Origin of the sequence: Comamonas halotolerans, assembly GCF_030162935.1 — a bacterium.
Classification (GTDB): Bacteria; Pseudomonadota; Gammaproteobacteria; order Burkholderiales; family Burkholderiaceae_C; genus Comamonas; species Comamonas halotolerans.
In genome coordinates, this window is sequence record NZ_JASAUZ010000001.1 from 146,105 (window position 1) to 172,566 (window position 26,462).

At 56.2% G+C, this 26,462-nt stretch carries 18 protein-coding genes and 1 pseudogene; 10 read left to right on the plus strand and 9 right to left on the minus strand.

Annotated elements, in window-relative coordinates; all coding sequences use genetic code 11:
* Positions 1 to 166 precede the first annotated feature (166 nt).
* The 4 genes from flhD (at position 167) to rpoD (ending at position 6,089) form a co-directional block, all read left to right on the plus strand.
* Positions 167 to 493 carry a flagellar transcriptional regulator FlhD gene (gene flhD / locus QEP11_RS00675; RefSeq protein WP_284334629.1) on the plus strand — a complete coding sequence of 109 codons (327 nt, stop codon included), beginning with the start codon at positions 167 to 169 and terminating at the stop codon, positions 491 to 493.
* A 36-nt stretch (positions 494 to 529) separates the two neighbouring features.
* Positions 530 to 1,075 carry a flagellar transcriptional regulator FlhC gene (gene flhC / locus QEP11_RS00680; protein WP_284334630.1) on the plus strand — a complete coding sequence of 182 codons (546 nt, stop codon included), beginning with the start codon at positions 530 to 532 and terminating at the stop codon, positions 1,073 to 1,075.
* A gap of 122 nt (positions 1,076 to 1,197) precedes the next feature.
* The gene (dnaG, locus tag QEP11_RS00685; protein ID WP_284334631.1) at positions 1,198 to 3,192 is read left to right on the plus strand and encodes a DNA primase; all 1,995 of its coding nucleotides are present in this window, start codon (positions 1,198 to 1,200) and stop codon (positions 3,190 to 3,192) included.
* A 443-nt stretch (positions 3,193 to 3,635) separates the two neighbouring features.
* Complete coding sequence (gene rpoD, locus QEP11_RS00690) at positions 3,636 to 6,089, plus strand: RNA polymerase sigma factor RpoD (RefSeq protein WP_284334632.1); 2,454 nt, start codon at positions 3,636 to 3,638, stop codon at positions 6,087 to 6,089.
* Positions 6,090 to 6,230: 141 nt separating this feature from the next.
* Here rpoD and QEP11_RS00695 read toward each other — a convergent pair whose 3' ends face one another.
* A complete protein-coding gene (locus QEP11_RS00695) occupies positions 6,231 to 7,472 on the minus strand; it encodes a CaiB/BaiF CoA transferase family protein (RefSeq protein WP_284334633.1) in 1,242 nt (413 codons plus the stop codon).
* A gap of 329 nt (positions 7,473 to 7,801) precedes the next feature.
* Here QEP11_RS00695 and QEP11_RS00700 point away from each other — a divergent pair, with 329 nt between their 5' ends.
* The 3 genes and pseudogenes from QEP11_RS00700 (at position 7,802) to QEP11_RS00710 (ending at position 8,899) form a co-directional block, all read left to right on the plus strand.
* Positions 7,802 to 8,107, plus strand: a complete 306-nt coding sequence (locus tag QEP11_RS00700; protein WP_284334634.1) for a winged helix-turn-helix transcriptional regulator — start codon at positions 7,802 to 7,804, stop codon at positions 8,105 to 8,107.
* A gap of 99 nt (positions 8,108 to 8,206) precedes the next feature.
* Positions 8,207 to 8,554 (plus strand): annotated as a pseudogene (locus QEP11_RS00705) (FKBP-type peptidyl-prolyl cis-trans isomerase); the annotation flags it as partial.
* Positions 8,546 to 8,899 carry an FKBP-type peptidyl-prolyl cis-trans isomerase gene (locus QEP11_RS00710; protein WP_284335184.1) on the plus strand — a complete coding sequence of 118 codons (354 nt, stop codon included), beginning with the start codon at positions 8,546 to 8,548 and terminating at the stop codon, positions 8,897 to 8,899. The pseudogene QEP11_RS00705 and the gene QEP11_RS00710, both read left to right, overlap by 9 nt.
* Before the next feature lie 79 nt (positions 8,900 to 8,978).
* Here QEP11_RS00710 and QEP11_RS00715 read toward each other — a convergent pair whose 3' ends face one another.
* Genes QEP11_RS00715 through ppsA form a run of 3 tightly spaced genes read right to left on the minus strand, consistent with a single transcriptional unit; the run spans position 8,979 to position 13,796 of the window.
* A complete protein-coding gene (locus tag QEP11_RS00715) occupies positions 8,979 to 11,069 on the minus strand; it encodes a VC_2705 family sodium/solute symporter (RefSeq protein ID WP_284334635.1) in 2,091 nt (696 codons plus the stop codon).
* A 27-nt stretch (positions 11,070 to 11,096) separates the two neighbouring features.
* Positions 11,097 to 11,387, minus strand: coding sequence for a DUF4212 domain-containing protein (locus QEP11_RS00720; RefSeq protein WP_413788659.1), 291 nt, complete (start codon positions 11,385 to 11,387; stop codon positions 11,097 to 11,099).
* Positions 11,388 to 11,405: 18 nt separating this feature from the next.
* Positions 11,406 to 13,796 carry a phosphoenolpyruvate synthase gene (gene ppsA / locus QEP11_RS00725; RefSeq protein WP_284334636.1) on the minus strand — a complete coding sequence of 797 codons (2,391 nt, stop codon included), beginning with the start codon at positions 13,794 to 13,796 and terminating at the stop codon, positions 11,406 to 11,408.
* A 224-nt stretch (positions 13,797 to 14,020) separates the two neighbouring features.
* Between ppsA and ppsR the strand changes: the two genes are divergently transcribed.
* The 3 genes from ppsR (at position 14,021) to QEP11_RS00740 (ending at position 20,120) form a co-directional block, all read left to right on the plus strand.
* Positions 14,021 to 14,851: a posphoenolpyruvate synthetase regulatory kinase/phosphorylase PpsR gene (gene ppsR / locus QEP11_RS00730; protein ID WP_284334637.1), complete on the plus strand. Its 831-nt coding sequence runs from the start codon at positions 14,021 to 14,023 to the stop codon at positions 14,849 to 14,851.
* 179 nt (positions 14,852 to 15,030) lie between these two features.
* The gene (locus tag QEP11_RS00735) at positions 15,031 to 18,735 is read left to right on the plus strand and encodes a DUF2339 domain-containing protein (RefSeq protein ID WP_284334638.1); all 3,705 of its coding nucleotides are present in this window, start codon (positions 15,031 to 15,033) and stop codon (positions 18,733 to 18,735) included.
* Positions 18,732 to 20,120 (plus strand): DUF3999 domain-containing protein, encoded by a 1,389-nt coding sequence (locus QEP11_RS00740; RefSeq protein WP_284334639.1) that lies wholly within the window; start codon positions 18,732 to 18,734, stop codon positions 20,118 to 20,120. The genes QEP11_RS00735 and QEP11_RS00740 overlap by 4 nt, the downstream gene beginning before the upstream one ends.
* A 33-nt stretch (positions 20,121 to 20,153) precedes the next feature.
* Here QEP11_RS00740 and QEP11_RS00745 read toward each other — a convergent pair whose 3' ends face one another.
* From QEP11_RS00745 to QEP11_RS00765, 5 genes are all read right to left on the minus strand, one after another.
* Complete coding sequence (locus QEP11_RS00745; RefSeq protein WP_284334640.1) at positions 20,154 to 21,005, minus strand: heme ABC transporter ATP-binding protein; 852 nt, start codon at positions 21,003 to 21,005, stop codon at positions 20,154 to 20,156.
* Positions 21,002 to 22,063 carry a FecCD family ABC transporter permease gene (locus tag QEP11_RS00750; protein WP_284334641.1) on the minus strand — a complete coding sequence of 354 codons (1,062 nt, stop codon included), beginning with the start codon at positions 22,061 to 22,063 and terminating at the stop codon, positions 21,002 to 21,004. The genes QEP11_RS00745 and QEP11_RS00750 overlap by 4 nt, the downstream gene beginning before the upstream one ends.
* Positions 22,060 to 22,911: a heme/hemin ABC transporter substrate-binding protein gene (locus QEP11_RS00755; RefSeq protein ID WP_284334642.1), complete on the minus strand. Its 852-nt coding sequence runs from the start codon at positions 22,909 to 22,911 to the stop codon at positions 22,060 to 22,062. The genes QEP11_RS00750 and QEP11_RS00755 overlap by 4 nt, the downstream gene beginning before the upstream one ends.
* 36 nt (positions 22,912 to 22,947) lie before the next feature.
* The gene (locus QEP11_RS00760) at positions 22,948 to 24,030 is read right to left on the minus strand and encodes a hemin-degrading factor (RefSeq protein ID WP_284334643.1); all 1,083 of its coding nucleotides are present in this window, start codon (positions 24,028 to 24,030) and stop codon (positions 22,948 to 22,950) included.
* A gap of 97 nt (positions 24,031 to 24,127) precedes the next feature.
* Positions 24,128 to 26,317 (minus strand): TonB-dependent hemoglobin/transferrin/lactoferrin family receptor, encoded by a 2,190-nt coding sequence (locus QEP11_RS00765; RefSeq protein WP_284334644.1) that lies wholly within the window; start codon positions 26,315 to 26,317, stop codon positions 24,128 to 24,130.
* Between the last annotated feature and the right edge of the window lie 145 nt (positions 26,318 to 26,462).

The window sequence follows — 26,462 nt, forward strand, 5'->3', positions numbered from 1 at the left end:
CCTAAGGCTTGCTGACGAGACATGCTGCACCGGCGTGCCCCGACTCAACTTTCTTTTTTCACTATTTCACAATTCATCCCATCACATCAGATCGCAGTTTGATTTCAAGCAATAGCGACACGCTCAGGAGCCATCGCTCCAAGCGTCAATTTGGAAAGGATGAATCATGAATGACGAACAATTGCTAGCCGAGATCCGTGAAGCCAACCTCACCTACTTGATGCTGGCACAAACACTGATTCGCAAAGACAAGGCCGAAGCCATTTTTCGTCTGGGTCTGAGTGAAGAAGCGTGCGACATTCTGGGCACTCTTTCCGCAGCACAAGTGTTGAAAATCGCCTCACGCAACACCATGCTGTGCAGCTTCCGTGTGGATGATGACTTGGTCTGGAACCTGCTGACCAATCACAGCAGCAACAAGATCGGCAACGAAGCCACCAACACGCTGCACGCCAACATTTTGATGGCCAGCCGCGTATCCGAAGTCCTCTAAGCCCACAACGACTTTAGTCACTACACGGAGTTCTTCATGGCTACCGCTGCAACCAAGAGCGTTCTGAACGAATCCAAGCAAATCGAACGTGCCGCCATGCTCATCGAAATGGGCGCACGCATGCAAGTTCTGGAGTCGGAGACCACCCTCTCTTACGAACGATTGATTCGCCTGTACAAAGAAATTGCTGGCAAATCTCCTTCCAAGGGTCAGTTGCCTTTCTCAACAGACTGGTTTCTTACCTGGCAAGAGAACATCCACAGCTCGCTGTTTCTGAACATCTATGAATACCTGTCCAAGGGCGTTGATGCCGATTCCGTCGAGATTCTGACCAAAGCCTACCGTCTCTACACAGAGCAGGTCACAGCCTCACAGCTCGATTGCCTGCTGTCATTCACCCGTGCCTGGCGCTTGGTAAAGTTTGTGGACGCAAATATGCTGACGCGCACCAAGTGCAGCAAGTGTGGCGGCATGTTCGTCACAGAGCTCTATGAGAACGCACGCCATTACGAGTGCGGCCTGTGCACCCCGCCTGCCCGTGCCGGCAAGAGCAAGAGTGCTGGCGCGTTGATGCTGCACTAAGCCGTTAGACTTTCCTTTCCCTCTTACAGCCTGCCAGCTTCGCTTGCAGGCTTTTTTACTTTTCACTATGCGGTTTAAATGACGCACTTCACGGGCTTGCGAAAGCGAAGAAAATAACAGCCGTGTCCATTCCTCAATCCTTTATCCAAGAGCTGCTCGCCCGCGTTGATGTCGTTGACGTGGTAGGCCGCTATGTCCAGCTCAAAAAGGGCGGCGCCAACTTCATGGGCCTGTGCCCCTTCCACGGCGAGAAATCCCCGTCCTTCAGCGTCAGTCCTGCCAAACAGTTCTATCACTGCTTTGGCTGTGGCAAGAATGGCAATGCCATCAGCTTTCTGATGGAGCACGCTGGCATGGGTTTTGTGGAGGCCGTTAATGATCTGGCTGGTCAGGTTGGCATGGTCGTCCCTCAGGAAGACATCAGCCCACATGAACGTGAGCGCCAGGCCGCCGCCAAGCTCAAGCAGGCCACGCTCAATGATGTACTGGAACGTGCAGGCGACGCCTACCGCAAGCATCTCAAGGACACACCGCACGCGGTTCAGTACCTCAAACAACGTGGTGTATCGGGGGCCATCTCCAGCAAATATGGTCTCGGCTATGCGTCTGCAGGCTGGCGAAGTCTGGCCAGCGTTTTTCCCGAATACGATGACCCGCAATTGCACGAGTCAGGTTTGGTCATCGTTGGAGAGGACGACAAGCGATATGACCGGTTTCGCGATCGCATCATGTTTCCAATCCGCGACGTCAAGGGCCTGTGCATCGGTTTTGGTGGACGCGTACTGGGTGATGAAAAGCCCAAATACCTGAATTCTCCCGAGACACCTTTGTTCCACAAAGGGCGGGAACTCTACGGCCTGTTCGAAGCCCGTGACGCCCTGCGCAGCATGGGCTATGCGCTGGTCACAGAAGGCTATATGGATGTGGTGGCCTTGGCACAGCTAGGTTTTCCCAACGCCGTGGCCACTTTAGGGACTGCATGCACCAGTGACCACGTGCAAAAACTGTTCCGATTCACTGATTCTGTGGTTTTCAGTTTTGACGGTGACAGCGCGGGCCGCCGTGCTGCTCACAAGGCCCTGGAAGCAGCTTTGCCTTACGCCAGTGACACACGCAGCATCAAATTTCTGTTCTTGCCTGCTGAGCACGATCCAGACAGCTTCATCCGCGAACATGGCAGCGATGCTTTTGCTCGCCAGGTCTCCAACGCCTTGCCGCTCAACCAATTCCTGATTGAAGCCGCCAGCGCCGAATGCGATCTGGGCCAGGCACAAGGTCGCGCCAAGCTGTCCAGCCAGGCCCGTCCACTGTGGAATTTATTGCCCGACGGTGCCTTCAAGCGCCTTGTCCTGGGTGAACTGGCGCAAAAAATCCAGATTGACACACGCGAGTTGTCCGATCTCTGGGCGCAAGCTGAAGCACAGGAAAAGCGTTTTCAACGCGGTGGCAACAAGCCAGCGCAGACATCCAGCTACGACAAGGGGCCAACCAGCAACGAGCCAGTTGCCCCTGATTGGGTGCATGAGTTCGCGCCCAGCGGCAGTCACGCACCGTATTCGGAACGCTGGAGCAATAACAGCCCCCGAGGCGAGTGGAAGCGTGGCGGCAACAAATTCAGCCGCAACAAAGAGCAACGCACTCCGATGCCTGGCGGCCCACGCGTTGCACCTTCTACGGCGCCCGATCAGGCTACACGAATTCTGCTGTCGCAGATGAAGTTCATGGAGCGTTTGGATAACGATGACCTGGACACCCTGGTACATCAGCCAGCCCCTCACGGTCCACTGTTTGCCTGGATTGAGAGCCAGTTTCAGGAGCACGGCCCCCAGGCCTGGGCTGTGCTGAAGGATCGCATTGCCGATACACCCCATGGTGCTCTTGCCTTGCAACTCATGAGTGGCCCGCACGGCCATCTTGAAGGTGAAGAGGAAGAGCAGTTCCAGGAGCTTCGCAACATCCTGGCCCCCATGCTGGCCGAACGCATTGGTGCATTAGCCACCGAGGCGCTCAAGGCCTATATGGCCAATCCGCTCGATAGTGGTGCCAAAGTGCAGTATCAGGCCTTGATCAAGCGGCGCAACCGACTGCTTTCAGCCTCTTCCGGCCCCGGCAACTGATCATTGAAAGAAGAGCTACAACTTCAGTGAACTCAATGCTTTCGAACACAGATATGCTGAATACTTAGGAATATTATTGAATTCAAGCTATTTTTTTAGTAGCAAAATCAAAAAAGTACCGACATATCAATGACTTATAGAGGTCTGAAAATATTTACGAAAAAAACACGTTTACCTCTTGCAATTTCCAACAAAGGATATAATTAAAGAACTCTTCGGCAAGAGCGACAGCAGCACCTCCGGCCCGGGCACCGTGATGGAATCACGTGTTTAGCAGCAATTGCTAGCCCAATATCCGCAAGGACTGCACACCAAATGATCGCCCAGACATCTTGCCCAGGGAGCTGTTCGCTCCCGCACGTGCCTATGGCACGTTGACGCGCCGGGTTAGGCGGCGCTTGCGTTTTCCCCTTTGTGTGTTCGCTTTTGACCAAGAGGTTTCCATGCCCGTTTCAAAGTCCGCGAAGTCTAAGCAGGCGCCCGACGCTACCGCGAAGCCCAAAACTTCCAAACCCACTGCTGCTGCCAGCGCCAAAGCTGCGTCGGCAACAGCCGTGAAGAAGACCGCTGCCAAAAAGGCAGCCGCTTCCAAGAAAGATTCTGATATGGCGACTTTGTCCCAAGCTGAACTCAAAGCCATGGCCGATGCGCTGCTGGCTGAATCCGCCCCAAAACGCGGCAAAAAGAAGGCCGACGCTGATGATGCTCCGGTAGCCAAAAAGCCCGCAGCCAAGAAGGCCGCCGCGCCCAAGAAAGACGCTGCGGAAGCCAAGGCTCCTGCCGCCAAAAAGGCCCCTGCCAAAGCCGCAAAGGCTGCAGACACTGCCAAGGCTCCTGCCAAGCGTGGCCGCAAGCCCAAGGCCAAGGAAGAGTCTGGTGACGATGAGGATCTGGGCGATTTTGATGCCGACTTGGAACTGGAAGCCGAAGCGGAACCAGAAGCTGAAGCGTCTGAGACCACAACGACCGAAAAGGCCAAACCTCTGCGCATGAAGATCAGCAAGGCGAAAGAGCGCGCCTTGATGAAAGAATTTGGTCTGGATGAAACTGTTCTGACTGAAGACGAGTTGAACACCCGACGCCAGCGTCTGAAGATGCTGATCAAGCTGGGCAAGACTCGTGGCTACCTGACCCATGCGGAAATCAACGACCACCTGCCCGATAAGCTGGTAGACGCTGAAACACTGGAAGTCGTTGTTTCCATGTTGAACGACATGGGCGTGGCAGTGTATGAACAGACCCCGGATGCAGAAACCCTGCTGCTGAACAATACCGGTCAATCTGCCACCACTGAAGAAGAAGCCGAAGAAGAAGCTGAAGCAGCTCTGTCGACCGTGGATTCGGAATTCGGTCGCACCACCGATCCCGTGCGCATGTACATGCGCGAAATGGGCACGGTCGAACTGTTGACCCGTGAAGGCGAAATTGAAATTGCCAAGCGCATCGAAGGCGGCTTGATGGACATGATGGAAGCCATCTCGGCTTCCCCAGCCACGATCGCTGAAGTGCTGGGTATGGCCGCCGAAATTCGTGAAGGCAAAGTGGTCATCTCCACCATCGTGGACGGCTTTGTGAATGCCGATGAAAACGATGACTACGTGGCCGAGGAAGACTTCGACGAGTACGACGAAGAAGATGATGACGACGGCAAGGGTGGCTCCAAAGCCATGACACGTCGCCTGGAAGAGCTCAAGAACGAAGCGTTGGCACGTTTTGACAAGATTGCCGACAACTTCGACAAACTGCGCAAAGCCTACGACAAGGAAGGCTGGGGCTCTGCCAACTACAACAAGGTACAAAAGGCCATCACCGAAGAGTTGATGACCATCCGCTTTACCGCCAAGACCATTGAAAAGCTGTGCGATCTGGTCCGTGCGCAAGTGGACGATGTACGCAAGAAAGAACGAGAGCTGCGCAAGATCATCGTGGACAAGTGCCGCATGCCTCAAGAGAAGTTCATCGCCAGCTTCCCTCCCAATCTGCTGAATTTGAAGTGGGTGGAAGAGCAAGCTGCCGGTGGCCATCCCTGGAGCAATGTGCTGTCGCGCAATATCCCTCCCGTGCAAGAGCTGCAGCAAAACCTGATCGATCTGCAAGCCCGCGTGGTTGTGCCGCTGGAAGAGCTCAAGAGCATCAACAAGCGCATGAACGAAGGCGAACGCAACAGCCGCTTCGCCAAGAAGGAGATGATCGAGGCAAACTTGCGTCTGGTGATCTCGATTGCCAAAAAGTACACCAATCGTGGCCTACAGTTCCTGGACTTGATCCAGGAAGGCAACATCGGCTTGATGAAGGCCGTGGACAAGTTTGAATACCGTCGTGGCTACAAATTCTCGACCTATGCCACATGGTGGATCCGTCAGGCCATTACCCGCTCTATTGCGGATCAGGCCCGCACAATCCGCATCCCTGTGCACATGATCGAAACCATCAACAAGATGAATCGCATCTCGCGCCAGCACTTGCAGGAGTTTGGTTTTGAGCCTGATGCATCCATCCTGGCCGAGAAGATGGAGATTCCGGAGGACAAGATCCGCAAGATCATGAAGATCGCCAAGGAACCCATCTCGATGGAAACACCCATCGGTGATGATGACGACAGCCACCTGGGCGACTTCATCGAAGACTCGGCCAACACAGCGCCTATCGAGGCCGCGATGCAGGCTGGTCTGCGCGATGTGGTCAAGGACATCCTGGATGGCCTGACTCCACGCGAAGCCAAGGTACTGCGCATGCGCTTTGGTATCGAAATGTCCACCGACCACACTCTGGAAGAAGTGGGCAAGCAGTTTGACGTGACACGTGAACGCATTCGCCAAATAGAAGCCAAGGCGCTGCGCAAGCTCAAGCACCCCAGTCGCTCGGACAAGCTGCGCAGCTTTATTGATTCGCTGTAACGTCTACGGCCTGTTCACTGCAGCAGGCATCGACAGCCATAAAAAAGGAGACCTGAAGGTCTCCTTTTTTTATGCAGTCTTTTGTTTACTTGTAGGTTGAGCGAAAGCGGCTTTGGATCTCAGCCAAATGCACGCAGCAATTCAAGCAATAGCCTTCGTTTGCAGCAACGCATCAATCTCAGCCTGCTCATAACCCAGCGACTGCAACAACTCCCGGGTGTGCTCACCAGCTTTCGGAGGATTGCTGCGAACTCCCAGGCGCTCACCACCCATTCGAATTGGCAACAGCGTGGTTTTCGCGGTTTCACCGGCACGCTCTCCATCACTCAGCACCACATCCACCAAGCCTCCTGTGGCTTGCAGGTGAGGATCATCAAAAAGCTGCTCTGGCCGCGAAATGGGTGCAAAAGGAAGCTGGTGCGCTTCAAACACCTGAGCAAGATGGGCTGCACTGAAGTTCGCCAAACGACGGCGCAGCTCTGGCAACATGGTGCCGCGGGCACGCACCCGATCATTATTGGTTTGCAGCGCAGGGTCTGCGGCCATATCGTCAAACCCCATCGCCGTACAGAAGGTGCGCCACTGCGCATCGCTCACGGCTGCCAGGAATATTTGCTCCTCATCCTTGACGTTGAACACGTCGTACAGACCCCAGGAGGAAATCCGCTCGGGCATCGGGGCTGCAGCCTGCCCCGTCACCGCATACTGCATCATGTGCTGCCCCACAAGAAACACATTGTTCTCGAAGAGTGCGGAATCAATCTCTTGGCCCAGGCCCGTCTGATTGCGCTGCATCAGTGCGGCCAACGCACCGATTGCACCAAACATACCGCCCATGATGTCATTCACACTGCTGCCTGCACGTAACGGATCACCCGGACGTCCAGTCATATACGCCAGCCCCCCCATCATCTGCACCACCTCATCCAAGGCTGTGCGATGCTCATAAGGGCCGGGCAGAAAGCCGGAATGATTCACGTAGATTAGACCGGGATTGAGCCTGGAAAGGTTCGCATAGTCCAGGCCGTACTTTTTCATCACCCCGGGTTTGAAGTTCTGCAGCACCACATCAGCAGTGGATGCCAAGCGAATTGCCGCCTGCAAGCCTTCAGCCTGACGCAGATCCATCGCCACACTTTTCTTGTTGCGGTTGAACATGGGGAAAAAGCCTGCGCCTGCCCCCAGCAAGTTGCGCGTGAGATCCCCTGCAACAGGTTCCACCTTGATCACTTCCGCCCCCAAGTCAGCCAGCACCATGCCACATGCAGGCCCCATCACCATATGGCTGAATTCCACCACCCGGATGCCCTGCAGAGGGAGTCGCTTGGTGGAGCTGGTTGGAGAACTTGAGATAGGTAGGTCGGGCAAAGCGTTGTCGGTCATGGTAAAAAATTTGCAAACGGCTGCATTTCAGTGCAGCCAAGGGTTTCCCCTGTAATGCAAGGATTCTAGAAAGTCATCAGAGCATGCTTCCCGAGGTTTTCGGCAATCCGGCCATCCCCGAAGGTGAGTGCGCGCACCATGGATCGTGGCAGCGCTACAACAAAAGCCGATTTTTAACGTTTTTTGCGCTTTGAAGCCTAGCGATTCTTCAAGACGAGCTACTAAACTTGTAGCAGACAAGATTCAAAGCTATAGTCAAACCGACTTGGAACGGTGTGCATTGCATTGCTCTGCATCCATACCCCATCTCAGCGCAAGGAGAAGCGTCCATGAGTTCTAAGGAAAATGCTGCTATTAATCAGTTGCTCGAAAAACTTGAGCGCCGCTATGCACTGCGCGTGCTGTGGGCACTGCGTGATGGACACCCTCAAACCTTCCGATTGCTGCAAGACAGCGTGGGAGGCATCACCCCCAACACGCTCAACACCCGCATCAAAGAACTGCGCGAGGAAGGTTTGATGGAGCATGGCAATGATGGCTACACCGTCACTCCTTCGGGGCAGGACCTGCTCAAGCGCCTAAGCGATCTACAGGCTTTTGCCACACGTTGGGCAGCAGCCCGCCCGAAGAAGTAATCTACACCCTGCCCGCTGCGGCACACGTAACAGGCACCCGAGCTTGGCTTCGCCGGTGCCTTTTGTTTTTCCTGCATTTTCCCTACAAGGATTTTTTCCATGGCACTGACCACCACTGCCTCTGGCCTGCAATACGAAGATGTTGTTGTCGGCACAGGCGCCGAAGCAAACAGTGGCGCTGACGTCAAGGTGCACTACACCGGCTGGCTCTACCAGAACGGCCAGCAAGGTGACAAGTTCGACTCCAGCAAAGACCGTCGCGACCCCTTTGAATTCTCGCTGGACCAAGGCATGGTCATCCGTGGCTGGGATGAAGGCGTGCAAGGCATGAAGGTGGGCGGCAAGCGCATCCTGATCATCCCCGCAGAGCTGGGCTACGGTGCCAATGGCGCTGGTGGCGTGATTCCTCCTCATGCCACACTGAAGTTTGAAGTTGAGCTGCTGTCGACCAAGGCTGCTCCGGTTTTGCAAATCGAAGACACTGTAGTGGGTGATGGCGCTGAAGCCACCCGTGGCAAGCGCGTCACTGTGCACTACACCGGCTGGCTGTACAAAGATGGCGAGCAAGGTGCCAAGTTTGACTCCAGCAAGGACCGCAACGATCCTTTCGTCTTCCAACTGGGCGCCGGCATGGTGATCCGCGGCTGGGACCAGGGCGTGCAAGGCATGAAGGTGGGCGGCAAGCGCACCCTGATCATTCCCCCAGAAATGGGCTATGGCGCACGTGGCGCCGGGGGAGTGATTCCACCAAACGCAACGCTGAAGTTCGATGTGGAGTTGCTGGCAGTCTGATCGCCTGTCTTCCCTCTTTTCAATCTGAACGGCCTGTCTGAGACAGGCCGTTTTTTATTGCACATGCAACAGCGATTGGCTATTTATCAGGATGCGCATGCGAGCTCATCACACTCACTGATACGGTCACCAACAGCCCCAGCAATACACCAAACACACCCGCAGAAATTGGTTGCAGCCCCCACCACAATCCATCTGCAAGCAACCACTGGGGTGACCAGTGCTGCACCCATTGGCTATGCGAGAGCATGTAATACGCAGTAATACCCAAGCCTGCCAGCATGCCTGCAACAGCGCCTGTACGCGTCACACCACGCCAGAAAATACCCAGCACCATGGCGGGCACAAAGGCGGATGCAGCCAATGAGAACGATGCAGCCACCATGGGCAGAATGTCTGACGGACGCTGTCCCGCAACCCACGCCGCGCCCAATGCCACCGCCATCAGCACAAACTTGGACAAAATTACGCGCTGCTCGGGAGAAGCTTTGCCTGGCCATTTTTGGAAATACAAATCACGCACCAAGGCATTGCTGATGGTGAGCAGCAAACCATCGGCTGTTGACAATGCTGCCGCCAACCCACCGGCAGCCACCAGACCCGCAATCACATAAGGCAAACCACCAATTTCAGGTGTTGCCAGCATGATTAAGTCTGCGCCAAGCCGCAGCTCGCCAAACTGCAAAATGCCGTCACGGTTCACATCTTCCACAGACAGCAAAGACGCATCCACCCGCGCCCACTGGGCAATCCAGGTTGGTAGTTCGTCAAAGCGCACTCCCACCAGATTGTTCATGACTTCCAGCTTGATCAGCGCAGCCAACGCAGGAGCAGTGAGATAGAGCACAGAGATGAAAAACAAAGTCCAGGCCACCGAAGTACGCGCACCAGATACCGAAGGCACCGTGTAGTAGCGGGTGAGTAAATGCGGCAACCCCGCTGTGCCCACCATCAGACAGAACATCAATGCCAGAAAGTTGTTGCGCTCATCATTGAACTGCTGACGCTCCGACTCTGAACCGTCCGGTTCTCCACCAAATGGCTGGCTATGCCTTGGCAAGCCTGATAAAGGACGTGCCCGCTCACGGAAATCCTGCAATTGTTGACGCCACTGCTGCTCTGCCACTACAGGGCTGCGTGGCAAGTTGGCATATTCACGGCTGATGGCAGCAATCTGGCCCACATCCCCATTGCTGGAGCGCAGATAGCGCAAACGCTCGTGAAGCGCCAAACGATCACGCTCCAGAGCCAAAGGCACATCCTGCAGTTTCGCTTCCAGCACATCTGCACGCTCGCTATAAGTCTGCCGCACTGACAGCTCCTGCGGTGACGCAAGCAGTTGCTCTTCCAGCTCTGCAATTTTTTGCAGCTGACTGGCGTAGGCCACAGCAGCTACAGGATTACCCAGCTGCTTGTAGGCCAACCAGGAAACTGGAATCAGGAATGCCAGCAAGATGACCACATACTGCGCTACCTGTGTCCAGGTCACCGCACGCATCCCCCCCAAAAAGGAGCACAGCAACACGCCCCCCAGCCCGAGCATGATGCCAATCTCGAACTGCACCCCCGTCAGACGGGAGGCAATCAGCCCCACTCCATAGATCTGTGCCACCACATAGGTAAACGAACACACCACCGAAGCCAAAGCCGCAATGATCCGCGGCCAGTGCCCACCAAATCGCGCCTGGAAAAAATCTGGCAAGGTGTACAGATTCATGGCGCGCAAATGCGGCGCAACCAACATGGCCACCAGGCAAAAGCCGCCCGTCCAGCCAAGTAAATACGCCAAGCCGCCTGGCTGACCGCTGCTGCCACCAAAACCCTGTAAATACAAAGCCCCAGACAGACTGATGAAGGAAGCAGCACTCATCCAGTCTGCTGCTGCAGCCATGCCGTTGTACATGGACGGAATACGCCGACCAGCCACGTAATACTCGTCAGCATCACTGGTGCGACCCCACACTCCGATGACGGCATAAAGCATCACTGGCACAAACAAGAAAATGGGGCCAATCCAGTGGCGTGAAAGGCCCTGCCGCTCTGCCCAGGTCATCAACAACAGGAAACCCAGCACGCACAGGCAGTACAAACCCACCATGCGGTGGATGCGCCAGTGATAGGCGCGCATGCGTGTATGGGAAGCGCTGCTTGCGCCAGAAGGAATGGGCATGGGTGGCGGGAAGTAAACGCGCTCACACTAGGCGGAGCGCTCAAACATATCCATCACCACACAGTAAACCAGCACGATCAGCATGAACATCAGGACTGCCCCTTGGGCAGCCATCCAATAGCCCAGTTGCCAGCCTTGCACCCAGGCTTGCAAATCGCGTGCAAAAAAACATACACCAAAAGAAAACACCACCCAGACCGCCAGCAATACTGCCTTGAGCCAAAGGTGGTGCGTATCGTGCCAGTCAGGTGGCATCTGCCTCCCGCTTGGCACATTGGACTGAGGCCCGTCATGCACATCGTTTTCAGAAAACTGCATCACAGGCCTTTCATCAGATTAGCTGGCCAGATTCTGCCAAGTATCAATCACAGTGTCAGGGTTCAGCGAGATCGACACAATGCCCTTGTCTGACAACCACTTGGCAAAGTCAGGGTGGTCGGAAGGGCCTTGGCCACAGATACCAACGTACTTGCCTTGCTTCAGGCACGCCTCGATGGCGCGCTCCAGCATCTTCTTCACGGCAGGGTCGCGCTCGTCGAAGTCGGCAGCCAGCAACTCCAGACCGGAGTCACGGTCAAGACCCAGCGTCAGCTGTGTCAAGTCATTGGAGCCGATGGAGAAGCCATCGAAGTACTCCAGGAACTCTTCGGCCAGGATGGCGTTGGAAGGAACTTCACACATCATGATCAGCTTCAACTCGTTCTCGCCGCGCTTGAGACCATTTTCGCCCAGCATGGTGGTCACGCGCTCGGCCTGCTTCAGGGTACGCACGAAAGGAATCATGATCTGCACGTTGGTCAGACCCATGTCTTCACGCACGCGGCGCAGGGCTTCGCATTCCATCTTGAAGGCTTCACCGAAGTCTTCGGAGATATAGCGCGCGGCACCGCGGAAGCCCAGCATGGGGTTCTCTTCCTCGGGTTCGTAGCGGCTGCCACCAATCAGCTTGCGGTATTCGTTGGACTTGAAGTCCGACATACGCACGATCACGGGCTTGGGCCAGAAAGCAGCGGCAATTGTTGCCACACCTTCCGCCACCTTGTCCACGTAGAAAGCACGTGGGGAAGCATGGCCGCGGGCCACAGATTCCACAGCCTTCTTCAGGTCAGGATCAACAGCGGGGTAGTCCAGGATGGCCTTGGGGTGAACGCCGATGTTGTTGTTGATGATGAATTCCAGACGCGCCAGACCCACGCCTTCATTGGGCAACTGGGCAAAGTCAAACGCCAGCTGGGGGTTACCCACGTTCATCATGATCTTGGTCTTGATCTCGGGCATTTCACCGCGGGTGACTTCTGTCACTTCGGTTTCAATCATGCCGTCATAGATCTTGCCGGTATCGCCTTCAGCGCAGGACACGGTCACCAAAGTGCCATCCTTCAGGCGTGCTGTCGCGTCACCGCAGCCCACCACGGCAGGAATACCCAGCTCACGCGCGATGATCGCAGCGTGGCAGGTGCGGCCACCTCGGTTGGTCACAATGGCAGAGGCCTTTTTCATGACGGGTTCCCAATTGGGGTCAGTCATGTCGGTCACCAACACATCACCGGCTTGCACCTGGTCCATCTGCGAGATATCGGATACCAGACGCACAGGGCCGGTACCAATCTTCTGACCAATCGCGCGGCCTTCGGCCAGCACATTGCCTGTGCCCTTGAGCTTGTAGCGCAGCTCGGCCTGTCCCTTGGACTGGCTCTTCACTGTTTCAGGACGCGCTTGCAGGATGTACAGATGACCATCGGTGCCGTCCTTGCCCCACTCGATGTCCATGGGACGACCATAGTGTTGCTCGATCACCAGCGCATACTTGGCCAGTTCTTGCACGTCGGCATCGGTCAGGGAGTAACGATTGCGCAGCTCAGGTGCCACATCGGTAGTCTTGACCAGCTTGCCCGACGCAGCCTTCTCTTCAGGCGTGGAAAACACCATCTGGATCAGCTTGGAGCCCAGGTTGCGGCGAATCAGCGCACTCTTGCCTGCCTTCAGCATGGGCTTGTGCACGTAGAACTCGTCAGGGTTCACAGCGCCTTGCACCACAGTTTCACCGAGGCCGTAGCTGGAAGTGATGAACACCACATCTTCAAAACCAGACTCTGTATCAATGGTGAACATCACACCGGCTGCGCCCAGATCGGAGCGCACCATGCGCTGCACACCAGCGGACAGCGCCACCACGTCATGCTCAAAACCCTTGTGCACGCGGTAGGAAATGGCACGGTCGTTGTACAAGGAAGCGAACACTTCCTTCATCTTGTGCAGCACGTCTTCAATACCGACCACGTTCAGGAAGGTTTCTTGCTGACCCGCGAACGATGCATCAGGCAGATCTTCGGCAGTTGCCGACGAGCGCACAGCAAAAGAGGCGGCTTCGTTGCCGCCTTGCAAAGTCACAAAGGCTTCGCGGATGGCTTTTTCCAGATCTGCAGGAAAAGGTTGTGCTTCCACCATGGCACGAATTTCAGCACCAACAGTGGCCAATGCACGCACATCGTCCACATCCAAAGCCTTGAGCTTGGCAGAAATCTTGTCGGCCAGGCCTTCAAAGGCCAGGAATTCGCGGAAAGCGTGGGCGGTAGTGGCAAAGCCCGTAGGCACGCGCACACCTTGTGGCAGCTGGGAAATCATTTCGCCGAGGGAGGCGTTTTTACCGCCAACGACCTCAACGTCGCTCATACGCAAGTTTTCGAAAGGCACGACCAAAGCGGTCGCTTCGAAACGGTTAGACATGGGAAGGCTCCAAAGTTAAATAACCGGTCATGTCCCAGTCGCCTGCTCAATCAGCAAGCCCACTGGTAGTTCCCACATGCTTGGCAACAACAACTTGGATGTTCTGGTTGTCGGTCATCACCCTGCACGCGAGAGAAATTGGGAATAATGGGCGCCATTCTAGTCCCGGCTTGGCAATCTGGTTGCAAGCTCGGGTGTTTGACTTGAATAGAATTTTATTGCCCATGCACTCGCGCACCGTATACGTTATTTCTGATGGCACTGGTATCACTGCTGAGACCTTTGGTACAGCATTGATGAGGCAGTTCGATATCAAACCCCGCATCGTGCGCATCCCCTTCGTGGATACGGTGGACAAGGCCCACCAAGCCGTACGTCAAATCAACCACACAGGGGAAGTTGAAGGCAAGAAACCCATTATTTTCAGCACATTGGTCAATCAAGAGGTGGTGAAGGTGATCAATGAGCAATGCAAAGGCTTGCTCATGGATATGTTCAGCACTTTTGTGCAGCCCCTGGAAGACGAGTTGGGGCTCAAGAGCCAGCACCGGGTGGGGCGCTTCAGCGATATCAGCCAGAGCAAGGAATACCTGGATCGCATGGAAGCCATCAATTACACATTGGCCCATGACGATGGCCAAACCAACCATGATCTGACGGGTGCCGATGTCGTGCTGGTCGGTGTGAGCCGCTCTGGCAAGACACCCACCAGCCTTTATCTGGCCATGCAATTTGGCCTGAAAGTGGCAAATTACCCCTTGATTCCTGAAGATTTTGAGCGCAGGAAACTTCCACCTGCACTTGAGCCTGTGCGTAAAAAGATGTTTGGTCTGACGATTGATCCCGTCCGACTGTCGAGCATTCGCAATGAACGCCGCCCCAACTCGCGTTACGCCAGCCTCGAAAACTGCCGCGCAGAAGTGCATGAAGCCGAGGCCATGATGCGACGCGCTGGCGTCAGTTGGCTATCCACCACCACCAAATCCATCGAAGAGATCTCCACCACCATCCTGCAAGAAGTGCTGCCGCACCGCCTGGGTGTGGGAATCGGCTAATTGAGACCGCAGAGCAAAGCCAGCACTCCTACATTCTTCGATCAATATCAAGCAATCATCAAATCTACCCCAGCAAGTACAACGCTGCCCAAAGCCTCCTCCTCCTATACTGCCCCAGACCTCGGGTCCCGCACACTGTCCAGAGTGCGGCTTCCCTTTATCTTGCTGGAGCAATGTACATGCTGTGGGTCCTTATCTTTATTGTTGTCGGGTGGCTTGCAGGAATTCTGGACACAGCAACTGGCCTCCTTCTCGGGGCTTTGGCCGGTTTTTACACTTGGCAGGCCAAGAACTTTCAGCAGATCAACGAACAGCTGAACACACGGCTCCAAGCCATATCCCAACGACTGGAGCAGCTCGAGCGCAACTCGACGAATGCGGGTGCCTCATCGCAAGCAGAAAAACCTCAAATCACGCCTTCACAAGCGCAAGCTACCAAAGCTCCATCCAGCATATCTCCAGGGCCAGTGCCCCCCAAGGACGCCCACCCTGTACATACGGAAACAGCACAAGCCATACCCTCCGCAGCATTGGCGGCGGCCCAGCTGCCCCCATCCCCCAGTTCAGCTACACCCCCAATACCAGCGCGCTCTTCAATCGCTGCAACGACCAGGGCAGCGATTGATCCGCCTGAATCTCCACTGGATGTGAAGGCTCCCCCGCAGACAAGACCACAACCCGTTCCTCAGCCCAGGCCTTCAGCCACACCTTTCCCACCTCACAAGCAAACGCCCACCCCTTTTGAGCTTTGGATTGGGAAAAGCATTGCAGCCGCCAAAGCGTGGCTCTTGGGTGGCAACACCGTGCTGAAAGTCGGCGCGCTGATCTTGTTTTTAGGCTTTACCTTTTTGCTGCGATTCACCGCAGAAAAATTCACTTTCCCAGTGGAAGGACGCTACATAGGCGTTGCACTCAGTGCCTTGGTTTTACTCAGCCTTGGCTGGTGGCTGAGAGCACGCAACAACAGCTATGCCTTGATCATGCAGGGAACAGGTATTGCCGTGCTGTATTTGACGATTTTTGCGGCACTGCGTTTACATCCCCTACTGTCGCCCGTACAGGCGTTCAGTCTGCTCGTTGGGATTACCGCATGTCTTACGGTTTTGGCCGTCCTGCAAAACTCTTTGTCCATGGCGACTGCGGCGGTGCTTGGAGGCTTCGCAGCCCCCATACTAACCTCTACTGGCAGTGGCAACCATGTGGGACTATTTTCCTACTTCGCCTTGCTAAACACCGGTATTTTCGCCATTGCCTGGTTCAAAGCCTGGCGCTTGCTGAATCTGGTCGGTTTCATAGGCACTTTCGGTATTGGATTTGCCTGGGGACTACGTGCATACACCCCTGGGAAACTGGCAAGCACGCAACCATTTTTGCTGATTTTCTTTCTTATGTATGTGGCCATAGGGCTGCTGTTTACTTGGCGCAAGCTACGCGACGATGCATCCCGGCCCGAAGCACGCGACAAGTTGTACGACTGGACGCGACAACGCGGCGACTACATCGATGCCACCACTTTGTTCGGCCCTCCGCTGATAGGGTTCGGCCTGCAAGTTGCCATCGTGAGGCACATTGAATTTGCAGCAACTTTCAGCGCACTCGGGCTGGGTCTCTTTTACCTTTGCCTTGCTTATGCAGTGCGCGCACGTACTGGTGTGCGCGCACTGCTGCTGACAGAAACCTGCCTTGCATTGGGTGTTGTCTTCACCAGCCTTGCCATACCGCTAGGCTTGGATGCGCGCTGGACATCGGCAGCCTGGGCCATCGAAGGAGCAGGTATTTTCTGGATAGGTTTACGGCAAGCCCGGCCACTGGCACGGTCTTTTGCGCTGTTGCTCCAGCTTGGTGCTGCGCTGGCTTTTCTCTCGCAACTTGAGATAGGCAACACCAGCATTCTCAACGGCTCCGTCTTGGGCTCACTCATGCTTGGCGTAGCCTTGCTGTTTAGCTATTGGCAGCTGCGAAGCATGCCTGCAGCGGCCAGCGCATGGGAGCACCTACTGCAACCTTGGCTATGCGGTGCAGGGCTTTCCTTTGTTTACCTCATGGCACCCTTGCTATTTGCCATCCCGGCAACCACCATTGCGTGGGCGCTTTCCGGAGTGGTCACCCTGCTCATCGGGCTACGTATTCAAGCGACCTCTTTCCTATGGATGGCATTCGGCATCCAGTTGCTCGGCGGTTTGCTGTTTCTGGCAGAAAACCTGTTGGGCATATGGCATTTGGAAACCAGCCTGACGTCAGGCTGGAACAGCTTGATCGCCGCGTCCTTGGTCGGTCTGGGGCTGGTCGTCAACATGCTTTTAGCAGTGCGCAACCCGTTGGTACAAACCAGTCAGACACTGCTGCGCTCGCTGGCGGTGGTACTGATCATCGGTTTGGTTTTCATGAACTTGTCAATCAAGTTTGTGCTTCCTTGGATGATATCTGCTGCAGTGTGGGGATGTAGTGGTCTGCTGATCCTCTGGTTCAGCCTCCAGCTAAAGCAACGCTCGGCATTGTTCTTCAGCCTTGCGCTGCAAGGCTTTGCAGGAGCCGTTTTTCTTTTGGCTTTGCTCACCTCTCCAAGCTTGTGGGGAGAGCTTCAGCGCGACGGCCTCTCTCCACTGGCACATATCGGGTTCTGGACACCTTGTATCTTAGGGATAGCAGCCCAAATTGGGGCCTGGCGACTACACACCGTCACACTCAATGGCAGCGCAATCAACATGCGAGGCATCCAGTGGCAACCTTTGAGTACCTTCCTGTTGCTGTGGGGCGTCGCTTGGTGGGGATTGGCGTTCGCCAGTGAGATATGGCGCTTTGTGGATGCGCGTTTTCATACGATGGCCTTCCTGGTGCTGGGTGCTGCGTCCGCTCTGCCATGGACATGGCTGGCTCTGCGCAGCCATTGGAAAGCACTGGCCACACTCTGCACACTGCTTGCCCCCTACGGGGGAGGCATTGTCGTGCTGACATGGTTGCCCCAGTACAACCCGCTAGCCAATTGGGCCTGGATTGGATGGCTCGCGTTGGTCAGTGCGCATTACTTGGCATTGCGCAAGCTGGCACCAGAGCTACCAAGCAAAATCGCCCGAGCTGGGCACATCCTCGGGTGCTGGCTCGTACTTGCCATACTTGGGCTGACCGTTCGCTATTTCATGCTCCATCTCACGGAGCAATACAACGCTTGGCGCTGGCTGGGATGGGCAGTTTTGCCTGCTCTGTATCTATGGCTGATGGCAACGCCACGCAAATGGATATGGCCGATTGCCGCATATGAGCATGAATATCGGTTGATCGCTCCAGCACCATTGGCCATTGCCTTGCTCATCTGGTTCTGGCTGGCTAATGCCATCAGCGCGGGCAACAGTGCCCCAATTCCATACATTCCTCTGCTCAACCCATTGGAGTTGGGCCTGCTCCTGAGCCTCTGTGCCTTGTTTGTATGGATGCGCTTCGCTTTTACACGGATCAACGTGCACCCAGACCAAAGCTTGTACCTGCAGTACATTGTGGCTGGTTTGTCTGCATTTGCGCTGCTCACGGCGGCCATGCTGCGCGCAGCCCACCACTGGGGTGGTGTGCCATGGGAAACCGCTACGCTCTTCCAATCAATGCTGGTACAAGCAGGACTGTCCATCATCTGGACCCTCATTGCCATCGCATGCATGCTGGTCGGACATAAACGCATGCTACGCAATCTGTGGCTCGTGGGCAGCGCTTTGATTGCCTTGGTGGTAATCAAGCTCTTCTTGATTGAACTGAGCAACAGCGGTGGCCTGGAGCGCATCATTTCCTTTATCGCCGTCGGTGTGCTGCTCCTGGTGGTTGGCTACTTTGCCCCGCTGCCTCCGCGCAGGTCCAGTGAGACGGCGACATCCATGATCAAGGACACACAACTGTGAGACGCATTGCAGGATGGCTTGCGCTGTCACTACTTGCTGGCACCAACATTTCCAATGCCCAGGACAGTCTCCAAGACTATGCCTACAGGTTGCCACTGTCCTTGAACGGCGAGAGTGCATGGTACCGGGTGGAGCTCCCCATGGCCGCCTACTTTTCAGCACAGCATGGGGATTTGCGGGACCTGCGCATCTTCAATGCGCTAGGACAGCCGCAAGCCTATGCCCTCCTTCACGAACGCAGCGCAACCCGCTCTGAACAACAGTTGCACACAGTGCGCATGTTTCCTTTGAGCGGCCCACGACATGCAACGCCTGCTCCACGATTTCGTGTTGCTGCATCAGGAGCAGCAACAACCATCCTTGAAATCGATAACGCCACACCAGCAGCACCTGGAAACATACGGCGCGGCTGGTTGCTGGACACCAGTACGATCCAGGCTCCTTTGGAACAGCTACAGCTCGAATGGACCGCAGGGGTGGACGGTTTTCAGCGCTTTACGATTGAAGCCAGCGATGATTTGCAGCGGTGGCGCAACTGGGGGGATGGGCAAATCGCGCACCTGAGCTTGGGCAACGAGCAAATCAGACAGCAGCACATTGAACTCCCAGCCAAAACTGCACGCTACCTGCGTTTGCTCTGGACTTCTCCGAAGGAGGCGCCTCTTCTGGAAGCGGCCACCATCAGCAGCAGACAGCAAAGCCACAGCCCCGCTCCGCTGGTCTGGTCAGAGCCAATCACCGCGCAACGCAGCCCTGAAGGCTATTACCTCTGGTCACTGCCGACCGCATTACCTTTGGAACGCTTACGCCTGCCACTTGCTCAAGCCAACACATTGGCGCCTATCACGGTACAAGCGCGCAACAGCGATCAACGGCCTTGGCAAACACTCACAAGGGGACTTCTCTATCGACTCCCCATGGATGGCACTGACATGCTGGCGGAAGAACTGACGCTGCCTGGGAATGCTGTTCGTCAACTGCGTATTCAGGTTGACCAACGCGGCGGAGGCATTGGACAAGACTTGCCCCAACTGCATGTGGCGGTCAGGGCTGCGCAGGTGGTTTTTCTTGCCCGCGAGGCACCTCCCTATCAATTGGCCTTGGGCAATGCTTCTGCCCAGTCCGCTGCGCTGCCCATCAGCACCTTGATTCCAGGCTATACCTCTGACCGTCTGGATTCCCTGCCTCAAGCTCAGGTGCAAAACCCCATCGCCATCAATCCCGCGCGAGACATGCGTGATAAGGGCAGTCCATCTATCTCTGCCGACAAAAGTGACTGGAAGCGCTGGTCGCTGTGGGGTGTTCTGGTATTTGGTGTGGCGCTGCTTGCACTGATGGCGTGGAGTCTGATTCGTCGCAGCCTCGAAAAAATGAGTGCGGAGTAATCAGCTCCGATACAGCCGCTAGGGTGTGTGTCATCACCCGCAGACAACCGTGTGTGATTCCGCGCTTTGCGCAAACAGATATTGCACAGTGCCATCACGCATGCGCACCATTTCCCCCTGAATGCCCCAGACCTGCGCAATACGTTCAGGTGTCAATACGGCATGCGCGTCACCATGCAGGGCGTTCTGCCCATCACCGGGAAGCAAAAGTACATCGTCTGCGTAGCGCAGCGCCAAATTCAGATCATGCAGCACCACCACCACACCGAAGTGTTGCCCGTGGGCACGTTGGCGCAGCAAATCCATGACCGCATGCTGATGATGCAAATCCAGTGCCGCTGTTGGCTCGTCCAGCAACATCCAGCATGCGACCTTCTCTGACGATGAGTTCCAGATTTGCGCCAAGGCTCTTGCAATGTGCACGCGGGCACGCTCACCGCCTGACAAGGTATGTAGCTCACGTTGCCGCAGGTGAGCGATGCCCATCAACGCCATGGCCGCAGGCGCAATCTGCGCTTCCTGCGCATCGGGCTGGAGCCGGTGCGGATAGCGCCCCATGGTCACCACTTCTTGCACCTGGAAAGCAAATGCCACCTGCGTTTCCTGGGCCACAAAAGCCATGCGCAGCGCACGCTGCGCAGCACTCCAGCGATGAACCGCTTGCCCCTCCAGCAGCACACAGCCACCGCGTGGGAACTGCAGCCCCACCAGATGCGCCATCAACGTACTCTTACCCACACCGTTGGGCCCCACGATGGCAGTGATTCGCCCCCGTTGCAATGTGGCATGCACGTGCGCCAAGACAGGGCCATGGGTGTAGGCTGCGAGCTGCAGCTGCTCGCAGACCAAACCATGCACTGGTAGTTGCGTGAGATCGCCCGTCATAACTTGCTCCTGAACTGGCGCAGCATCAGCAAAAACAAGGGCACCCCAATCAATGCTGTCAGCACCCCCAGCGGCATTTCCGCCGGTTGCACGATCGTTCGCGACACCGCATCTGCAGCCAGCACCAGCGCAGCGCCCAGCAAGGCAGAACATGGCAGCACCACGCGGTGGTCCGGCCCGGCCACCAGACGCACCCAGTGCGGTGCCACCAGTCCGATAAAACCGATAACTCCCGTGGCCGAGGTCACCGTCCCCACGACCAGTGCGGTCAGTACCACGGCCTGGCGTTTGCTGCGCTCCACCGCAACCCCCAGCAATTGCGCTTGCGATTCACCCAGAGCCAGCGCGTTCAATGGCCGTGCCAGAGCCTGTGCCAACCCCATGCACAGCAGGACCACCGCCGCGACCAAATACACCGTGGCCCAACGGGCGTGCCCCAAGCTGCCCATCAGCCACAGCTGCACATTGCGTAACTGCTCGTCGCTGGAGACATGGCTTAAAAATCCCAGACCGGCTCCCGCCAAGGCATTTACGGCAATTCCTGCCAGCAGCATCAACCCAATGCGGGTGCCACCCTGGCTTTGGCCCAAGCTGTAGATCAGCACGGTGACCAGGACTCCGCCTGCAAACGCGCTGGCTGCCAGAGTCCAGCTACCCAGTGTGAAAGCCAGCGCCGGGAAGACTACCGGCCCCAGCACAATGGCAGATGCAGCAGCCAATGCAGCACCACTGCTCACGCCAATCAAGCCCGGATCTGCCAGCGGATTGCGAAACAGCCCTTGCATCAGCGCCCCGGCCAGTCCCAGCCCCGCTCCTGCCACAGCGCCCAGCAACAACCTTGGCAACCGAATATTCATAAAGACCAGATGCTCAGCCCCAGGCTGCGCACTGCCCAGCAGAGAATCGCAAAGCACTCGCCACAGCTGACCAGGACTGATGGCGTAAGCACCACGAGCGCTCCCCCACAGCAAAGCCAGTGCCAGCAAAAGCACGCCTGCAATCAATGCGGCTTGCGGTTTCAAACGCCCTGCCACAAACCACTGTCCCAGTGCGTTCATGCCACAGCCTGCAACAAGCGGATATGCAGCTCCCGAACGGCCGTAGGCAATCGCGGGCCAAAGCCCAACAAATGGCTGGCTTCCATGGTGACCAGGGCTTTGTGCCGGAAAGCAGGGGTGAGTGCCAGTTCGGGGCGCTGCCAGAATTTTTCCACACCGCCCAGGGCTTCAATCCCTTGCGTGCTGTTGACAATGACCTCCGGTGCTATGGCAGCCATGGCCTCTGCCGTCAAAGGCCGGTAGCCTTCAAATTGCTGAACTGCATTGTGTGCTCCCGCAAACTGCAGCAAGGCATCCGCTGCCGTTTTTTGGCCTGCCACCATCGGAGAGCCACTGTGCGACAGAATGAACAAAGCGCGTGGCTTTCGCTTTGTCAGGGAAACTGCTTGCGCGACTTGTTCCCACTCGCTGCGCAGCTGTTTGGCCAGCGCATCTGCTTGGGTTTGCTTGCCGGTGACGGTGCCAACCAAGGCCACTTTGCGCAGCACCTCTTCGAAGTTGTGGGTGGTCGGCACCAGCTCCACGCGCACGCCTGCAGATCGCACTTGCTCCAGCACTACCGCTGGGCCCGCTTCTCCCGATCCGACAATCACATCCGGTTGCAGCGACAACAGTCCTTCCGCTGAAAGCTGCCTCAGATAACCCACCTTGGGTGTGCGCGTCGCGGCTTCCGGATAAAGGCTGGTGGTATCTGTAGCCACCAGCAGTGATTCCGCACCCAAGGCATACACCACTTCGGTCATCGCTCCGCCGACAGCAATCAGACGACGGGCAGAGGCGGTTGTCCGCGACCAAGCGCTGCTTGCACCGGTTGCAGCCAGCCATGCCAGGTACTGGCGGCGAGACATGCATTTGCACATATCGACATACAACATGCGATCCCCTCAAAAACGTGGCAAGTTTTCTGCCAAGGTGCGCCAACTCGCTAATTCGGGACGACCGGGTTTGCGTACTCCAAAAAACATCGCCACCACCTGCCCGGTAGTGTCAAACAACTCGACCGACGTCACCACGCCATCTGTGGTGGGCTTGCGCACCAACCAGGCGGCAGTGATCAGATCCCTGCGCAGGTGTAAATTGAAGCCAGGGTCCAGCACATTGATCCAGTCTGTACTTCCACCTACCAAAGCCCTGATGTTGTGCACCGGACCAGAATGGATCTGGATACAGCTTTTGCTTCCCACAAACACCATGATGGGGACCTGCTGAGCGGCAGCCTGATTGAGCAACGGTGTGACGGCATTCAAGGCCAACTGATCACAAAAGATGCCCTGCGTCAGGCGAAAGCTCTGCTGGCGCTCGCAAGCAAAGCGCTTGAGCATTCCAAAGAATTCATGGGTGTCCTTCATGGCAGCCCATGCGGCGCGCAGGCCTTGTGCATCAATGCTTTCATCACTGGCAATTACCGCGGACCCAGCAGGCTGTACAAACTGCGGTTGCACACCGGTATCGGCAAAGCGCTGCACAACAGCATCCCATGCCCCAACATCTGTATCTGCTCGCGCATAAATTTTGTGCTGTGCCATACCATGGCGATCGTAGAACTGCAGGCTGCGCATGACTTTTCCATCACGGCCTGGCTCCATGACCGCAAAGCCCGCATGCCAGTGCATCATGAAGATACGCAAATCAATATCCTCGTTGTTGCACAGTGCAACTGGTCCCTCTTTGCTAAAACCCTGGTAAATGCCGTCTTTCTCGTGCACCACGGCTTCGTTGCGTGTCAGAGCCATCACCCTGCCACAGGGTTTCAAAGCACTCAGGATGTCAAACCACTGCGCACTCAAGGTCTGTGCCTGCATGGGTAAGCTGTGCGCTGCGGCAGCATGCGCTGCGACAACCGCACCCTCTGAAAAACCAATGGATTCAGCGGCATCCTTGGCTCGCAACCCTTTGGCACGGGCTTCCGCAAAAGCAGTGCGGATGGCTGCCTGATCAGCCAGGAAAGAATCAACCACGGCATTCATTGCATAGCTCCTATTCATAGGTGTGAGCAGAAAAGCACAAGCCCCCCCAATTGCCCAAAAATCCCATTGGCACTTGCGGGCGGCTTGATGATCACGTTCAGAAATCCGCAACCAGCGAAATGCGCAGGTTGCGCCCTGGCTGGCTGTAAGCGTCGATGGCTGCCAACTCGCTTGCCGCTGTCACGCCACTTACGTCCGACCAGTTCCAGTACTTTTTGTCCGTCAGGTTGAACAATCCGACATTCAGGCGCATACCTTTGCGCAACTGCAGCTGAGCACTCAAATCCAGCACTGTGTGCGATGGACTGACAAACACGCTGCTGCTGTCTTTGGGCAAATCACCGCGTTGCTTGGCTGCGCTATAAGTGGCGGCCAACTCCCAGTTCCAGCGCGCTGCGCTTTGCCCCAGACCCAGCTTGAACTGGTGCGGCGAAATGCTCTCCAGCCCTTCGCCGTTTTCTCCTGTGCCCTTGGTGTAGCCATAGCCTCCACGAACTTGCCATGTTCCACCCCAGGATTGGCCCAGCTCCGTCTTGCCTCGCAGTTCAATACCGTGAATCTTGGCCTTGGCCTGATTGCGCGACTGCTGCAAGCTCACTACAGGACGTGTCCCCATGCTCCCAGCTGTGGCATAGCGTTCAATGAAGTTGCGGTAACGTGCATGAAAAGCGGTAACTTCCCATTGCGTCGCACCATGCGTATCACGCAGCCCTAGCTCAAAGTTGTGGCTGGTTTCGGCCTTCAAATCGGGATTGGGCAGGATGTAGTAACCGTAATACGGGGTGATGTTGCCGAAGAAGTTGTTGAGCTCCCCCGAGGTGGGCGCTCGAAAGCCGCGCTGGTAATGCGCAAACACCTGTAACTGGGGCTGTAACTGCCACTGCGCTCCCAGCTGTGGCAGCCAAGCGTCAAAGCTTTTGCGCACAGGGCTTGCTCCTGAAGCCCCCATGTCAATACTGCCTGTATCGGGGCGGATCTTGACCGACTCATAGCGCAAGCCTGGCAGGATGGTCCATGCGCCAACTTCCATGCTGTCTTGCACATAAACACCCCAGCGTGTGGTGCGCGAGTCCGGGCCTTTGGGTACCGGCGTCGTGATCCCTCTGTCAGTAGACAGACTGCTTGTCTCGCTCTCGGTACGCGTCACATCTGCACCGTACAGCAGATGGTGCAGCCCCAGTTGCTTGCGCGCTTGCACACCTGCTTGCCACAAGCGCTCGTCATAGCTGTGATCACGCAGGCGCCAGCCGTTGACCGTTGTGGTATCCAGTGCCAACGTCTGCTCGTTGCTGCTGTCCTGCCAAGCCAGATAACTGCGCAGCGCGTCAGCTAACGCGCTGCCCACTACAAAGTCCGAACGCAGCGAAATGCGTGAGCGTCGATTGCTGTTGTCCTCAGTGTGGCTACGCGTGCTGCCATTGTCGAAGTCATGCAGATTGTTCACGTCTGTGCTTTGACGGCGGTGCTCCACCGTCAGCACATGGGTTTGCTGCGCATCGGGTTTGAACACCAGTTTGGCCAGTGCCGAATGGCGTCGGTTGTCTTCCGGATTCGCTCGGGTTCTGCGTAAACCTGTGCCCCCTACATGGCCCATGGTTTCGACCTCATCGCTCCAGTCACCGTTGAGTGACAGCAGCCATTGCCATTGCTGCGCCGCTTTGCCTGCCAGTGCCAGCCCTACCGTTTTGCCCTGGCTTTCACTGCGCCAGCCCAGCAACGCACGGCCAGCCAAAGTTTTGCCATCCACCAGCAAATCTGCCGGGGACAAGGTACGCAGATTGACCGCGCCCGCTATACCGCCGGCCGGCATTTCAACGCCGCTGGCACCTTTGTGCACTTCAATTGCAGCCAATGTGAGCGGATCCACGTAGTCACGCCCAAAACTGTGACTGTTCATGAAGCTGTCGGCCTCTGGCTGTGCAATACCATCAATCAAGGTCAGCACCCGATTGCCACCCAGACCACGTATTTCAAACCCGGTATTAGCCTCGCGCCCTGCCGTACCTCCTATTCCAGTGCCACGCCGGGCCGTACGTGGCACCTCCACATTGATCATGTCGTGCGTGGCATCGCGTATGTCCAGCACTTGCTGCCGCTCCAGCTGTGCACGATTCACAACCTCGGTGGCATAGCTAGCCTGCTCGGGTTTCAAACCCTCCTCAACTGCCTGCTCGGACACCGTTGTCAGCGGCAGTTGCGGCTCTGCAGCATAAGCAGACACCGCGCACAAACTGCTCCATAAAGTCGCCTGTGCAACCGGGCACAACCTCCCCCACAAATACGTCATGTCTTGCTCTCTCTCATTCAAAGTTCGCTCAAAGTGCTTTGGGCTGGCGAACCTGGTCCTGAGAGAGGATCTGGGGTAGCTGGCTGCTTTTTTAAATTATATGAGAATTATTCGCATTCCATATTGTATTTGAGTGTGCCAAGAC

Coding starts and splice junctions, on each gene's coding strand:
- flhD (WP_284334629.1), top strand. CDS start 167: ATGAATGACGAACAATTGCTAGCCGAGATCCGTGAAGCCAACCTCACC.
- flhC (WP_284334630.1), top strand. CDS start 530: ATGGCTACCGCTGCAACCAAGAGCGTTCTGAACGAATCCAAGCAAATC.
- rpoD (WP_284334632.1), top strand. CDS start 3,636: ATGCCCGTTTCAAAGTCCGCGAAGTCTAAGCAGGCGCCCGACGCTACC.
- QEP11_RS00695 (WP_284334633.1), bottom strand. CDS start 7,472: ATGACCGACAACGCTTTGCCCGACCTACCTATCTCAAGTTCTCCAACC.
- QEP11_RS00700 (WP_284334634.1), top strand. CDS start 7,802: ATGAGTTCTAAGGAAAATGCTGCTATTAATCAGTTGCTCGAAAAACTT.
- QEP11_RS00715 (WP_284334635.1), bottom strand. CDS start 11,069: ATGCCCATTCCTTCTGGCGCAAGCAGCGCTTCCCATACACGCATGCGC.
- QEP11_RS00720 (WP_413788659.1), bottom strand. CDS start 11,387: ATGCAGTTTTCTGAAAACGATGTGCATGACGGGCCTCAGTCCAATGTG.
- ppsA (WP_284334636.1), bottom strand. CDS start 13,796: ATGTCTAACCGTTTCGAAGCGACCGCTTTGGTCGTGCCTTTCGAAAAC.
- ppsR (WP_284334637.1), top strand. CDS start 14,021: ATGCACTCGCGCACCGTATACGTTATTTCTGATGGCACTGGTATCACT.
- QEP11_RS00735 (WP_284334638.1), top strand. CDS start 15,031: ATGCTGTGGGTCCTTATCTTTATTGTTGTCGGGTGGCTTGCAGGAATT.
- QEP11_RS00745 (WP_284334640.1), bottom strand. CDS start 21,005: ATGACGGGCGATCTCACGCAACTACCAGTGCATGGTTTGGTCTGCGAG.
- QEP11_RS00750 (WP_284334641.1), bottom strand. CDS start 22,063: ATGAACGCACTGGGACAGTGGTTTGTGGCAGGGCGTTTGAAACCGCAA.
- QEP11_RS00755 (WP_284334642.1), bottom strand. CDS start 22,911: ATGTCTCGCCGCCAGTACCTGGCATGGCTGGCTGCAACCGGTGCAAGC.
- QEP11_RS00760 (WP_284334643.1), bottom strand. CDS start 24,030: ATGAATGCCGTGGTTGATTCTTTCCTGGCTGATCAGGCAGCCATCCGC.
- QEP11_RS00765 (WP_284334644.1), bottom strand. CDS start 26,317: ATGACGTATTTGTGGGGGAGGTTGTGCCCGGTTGCACAGGCGACTTTA.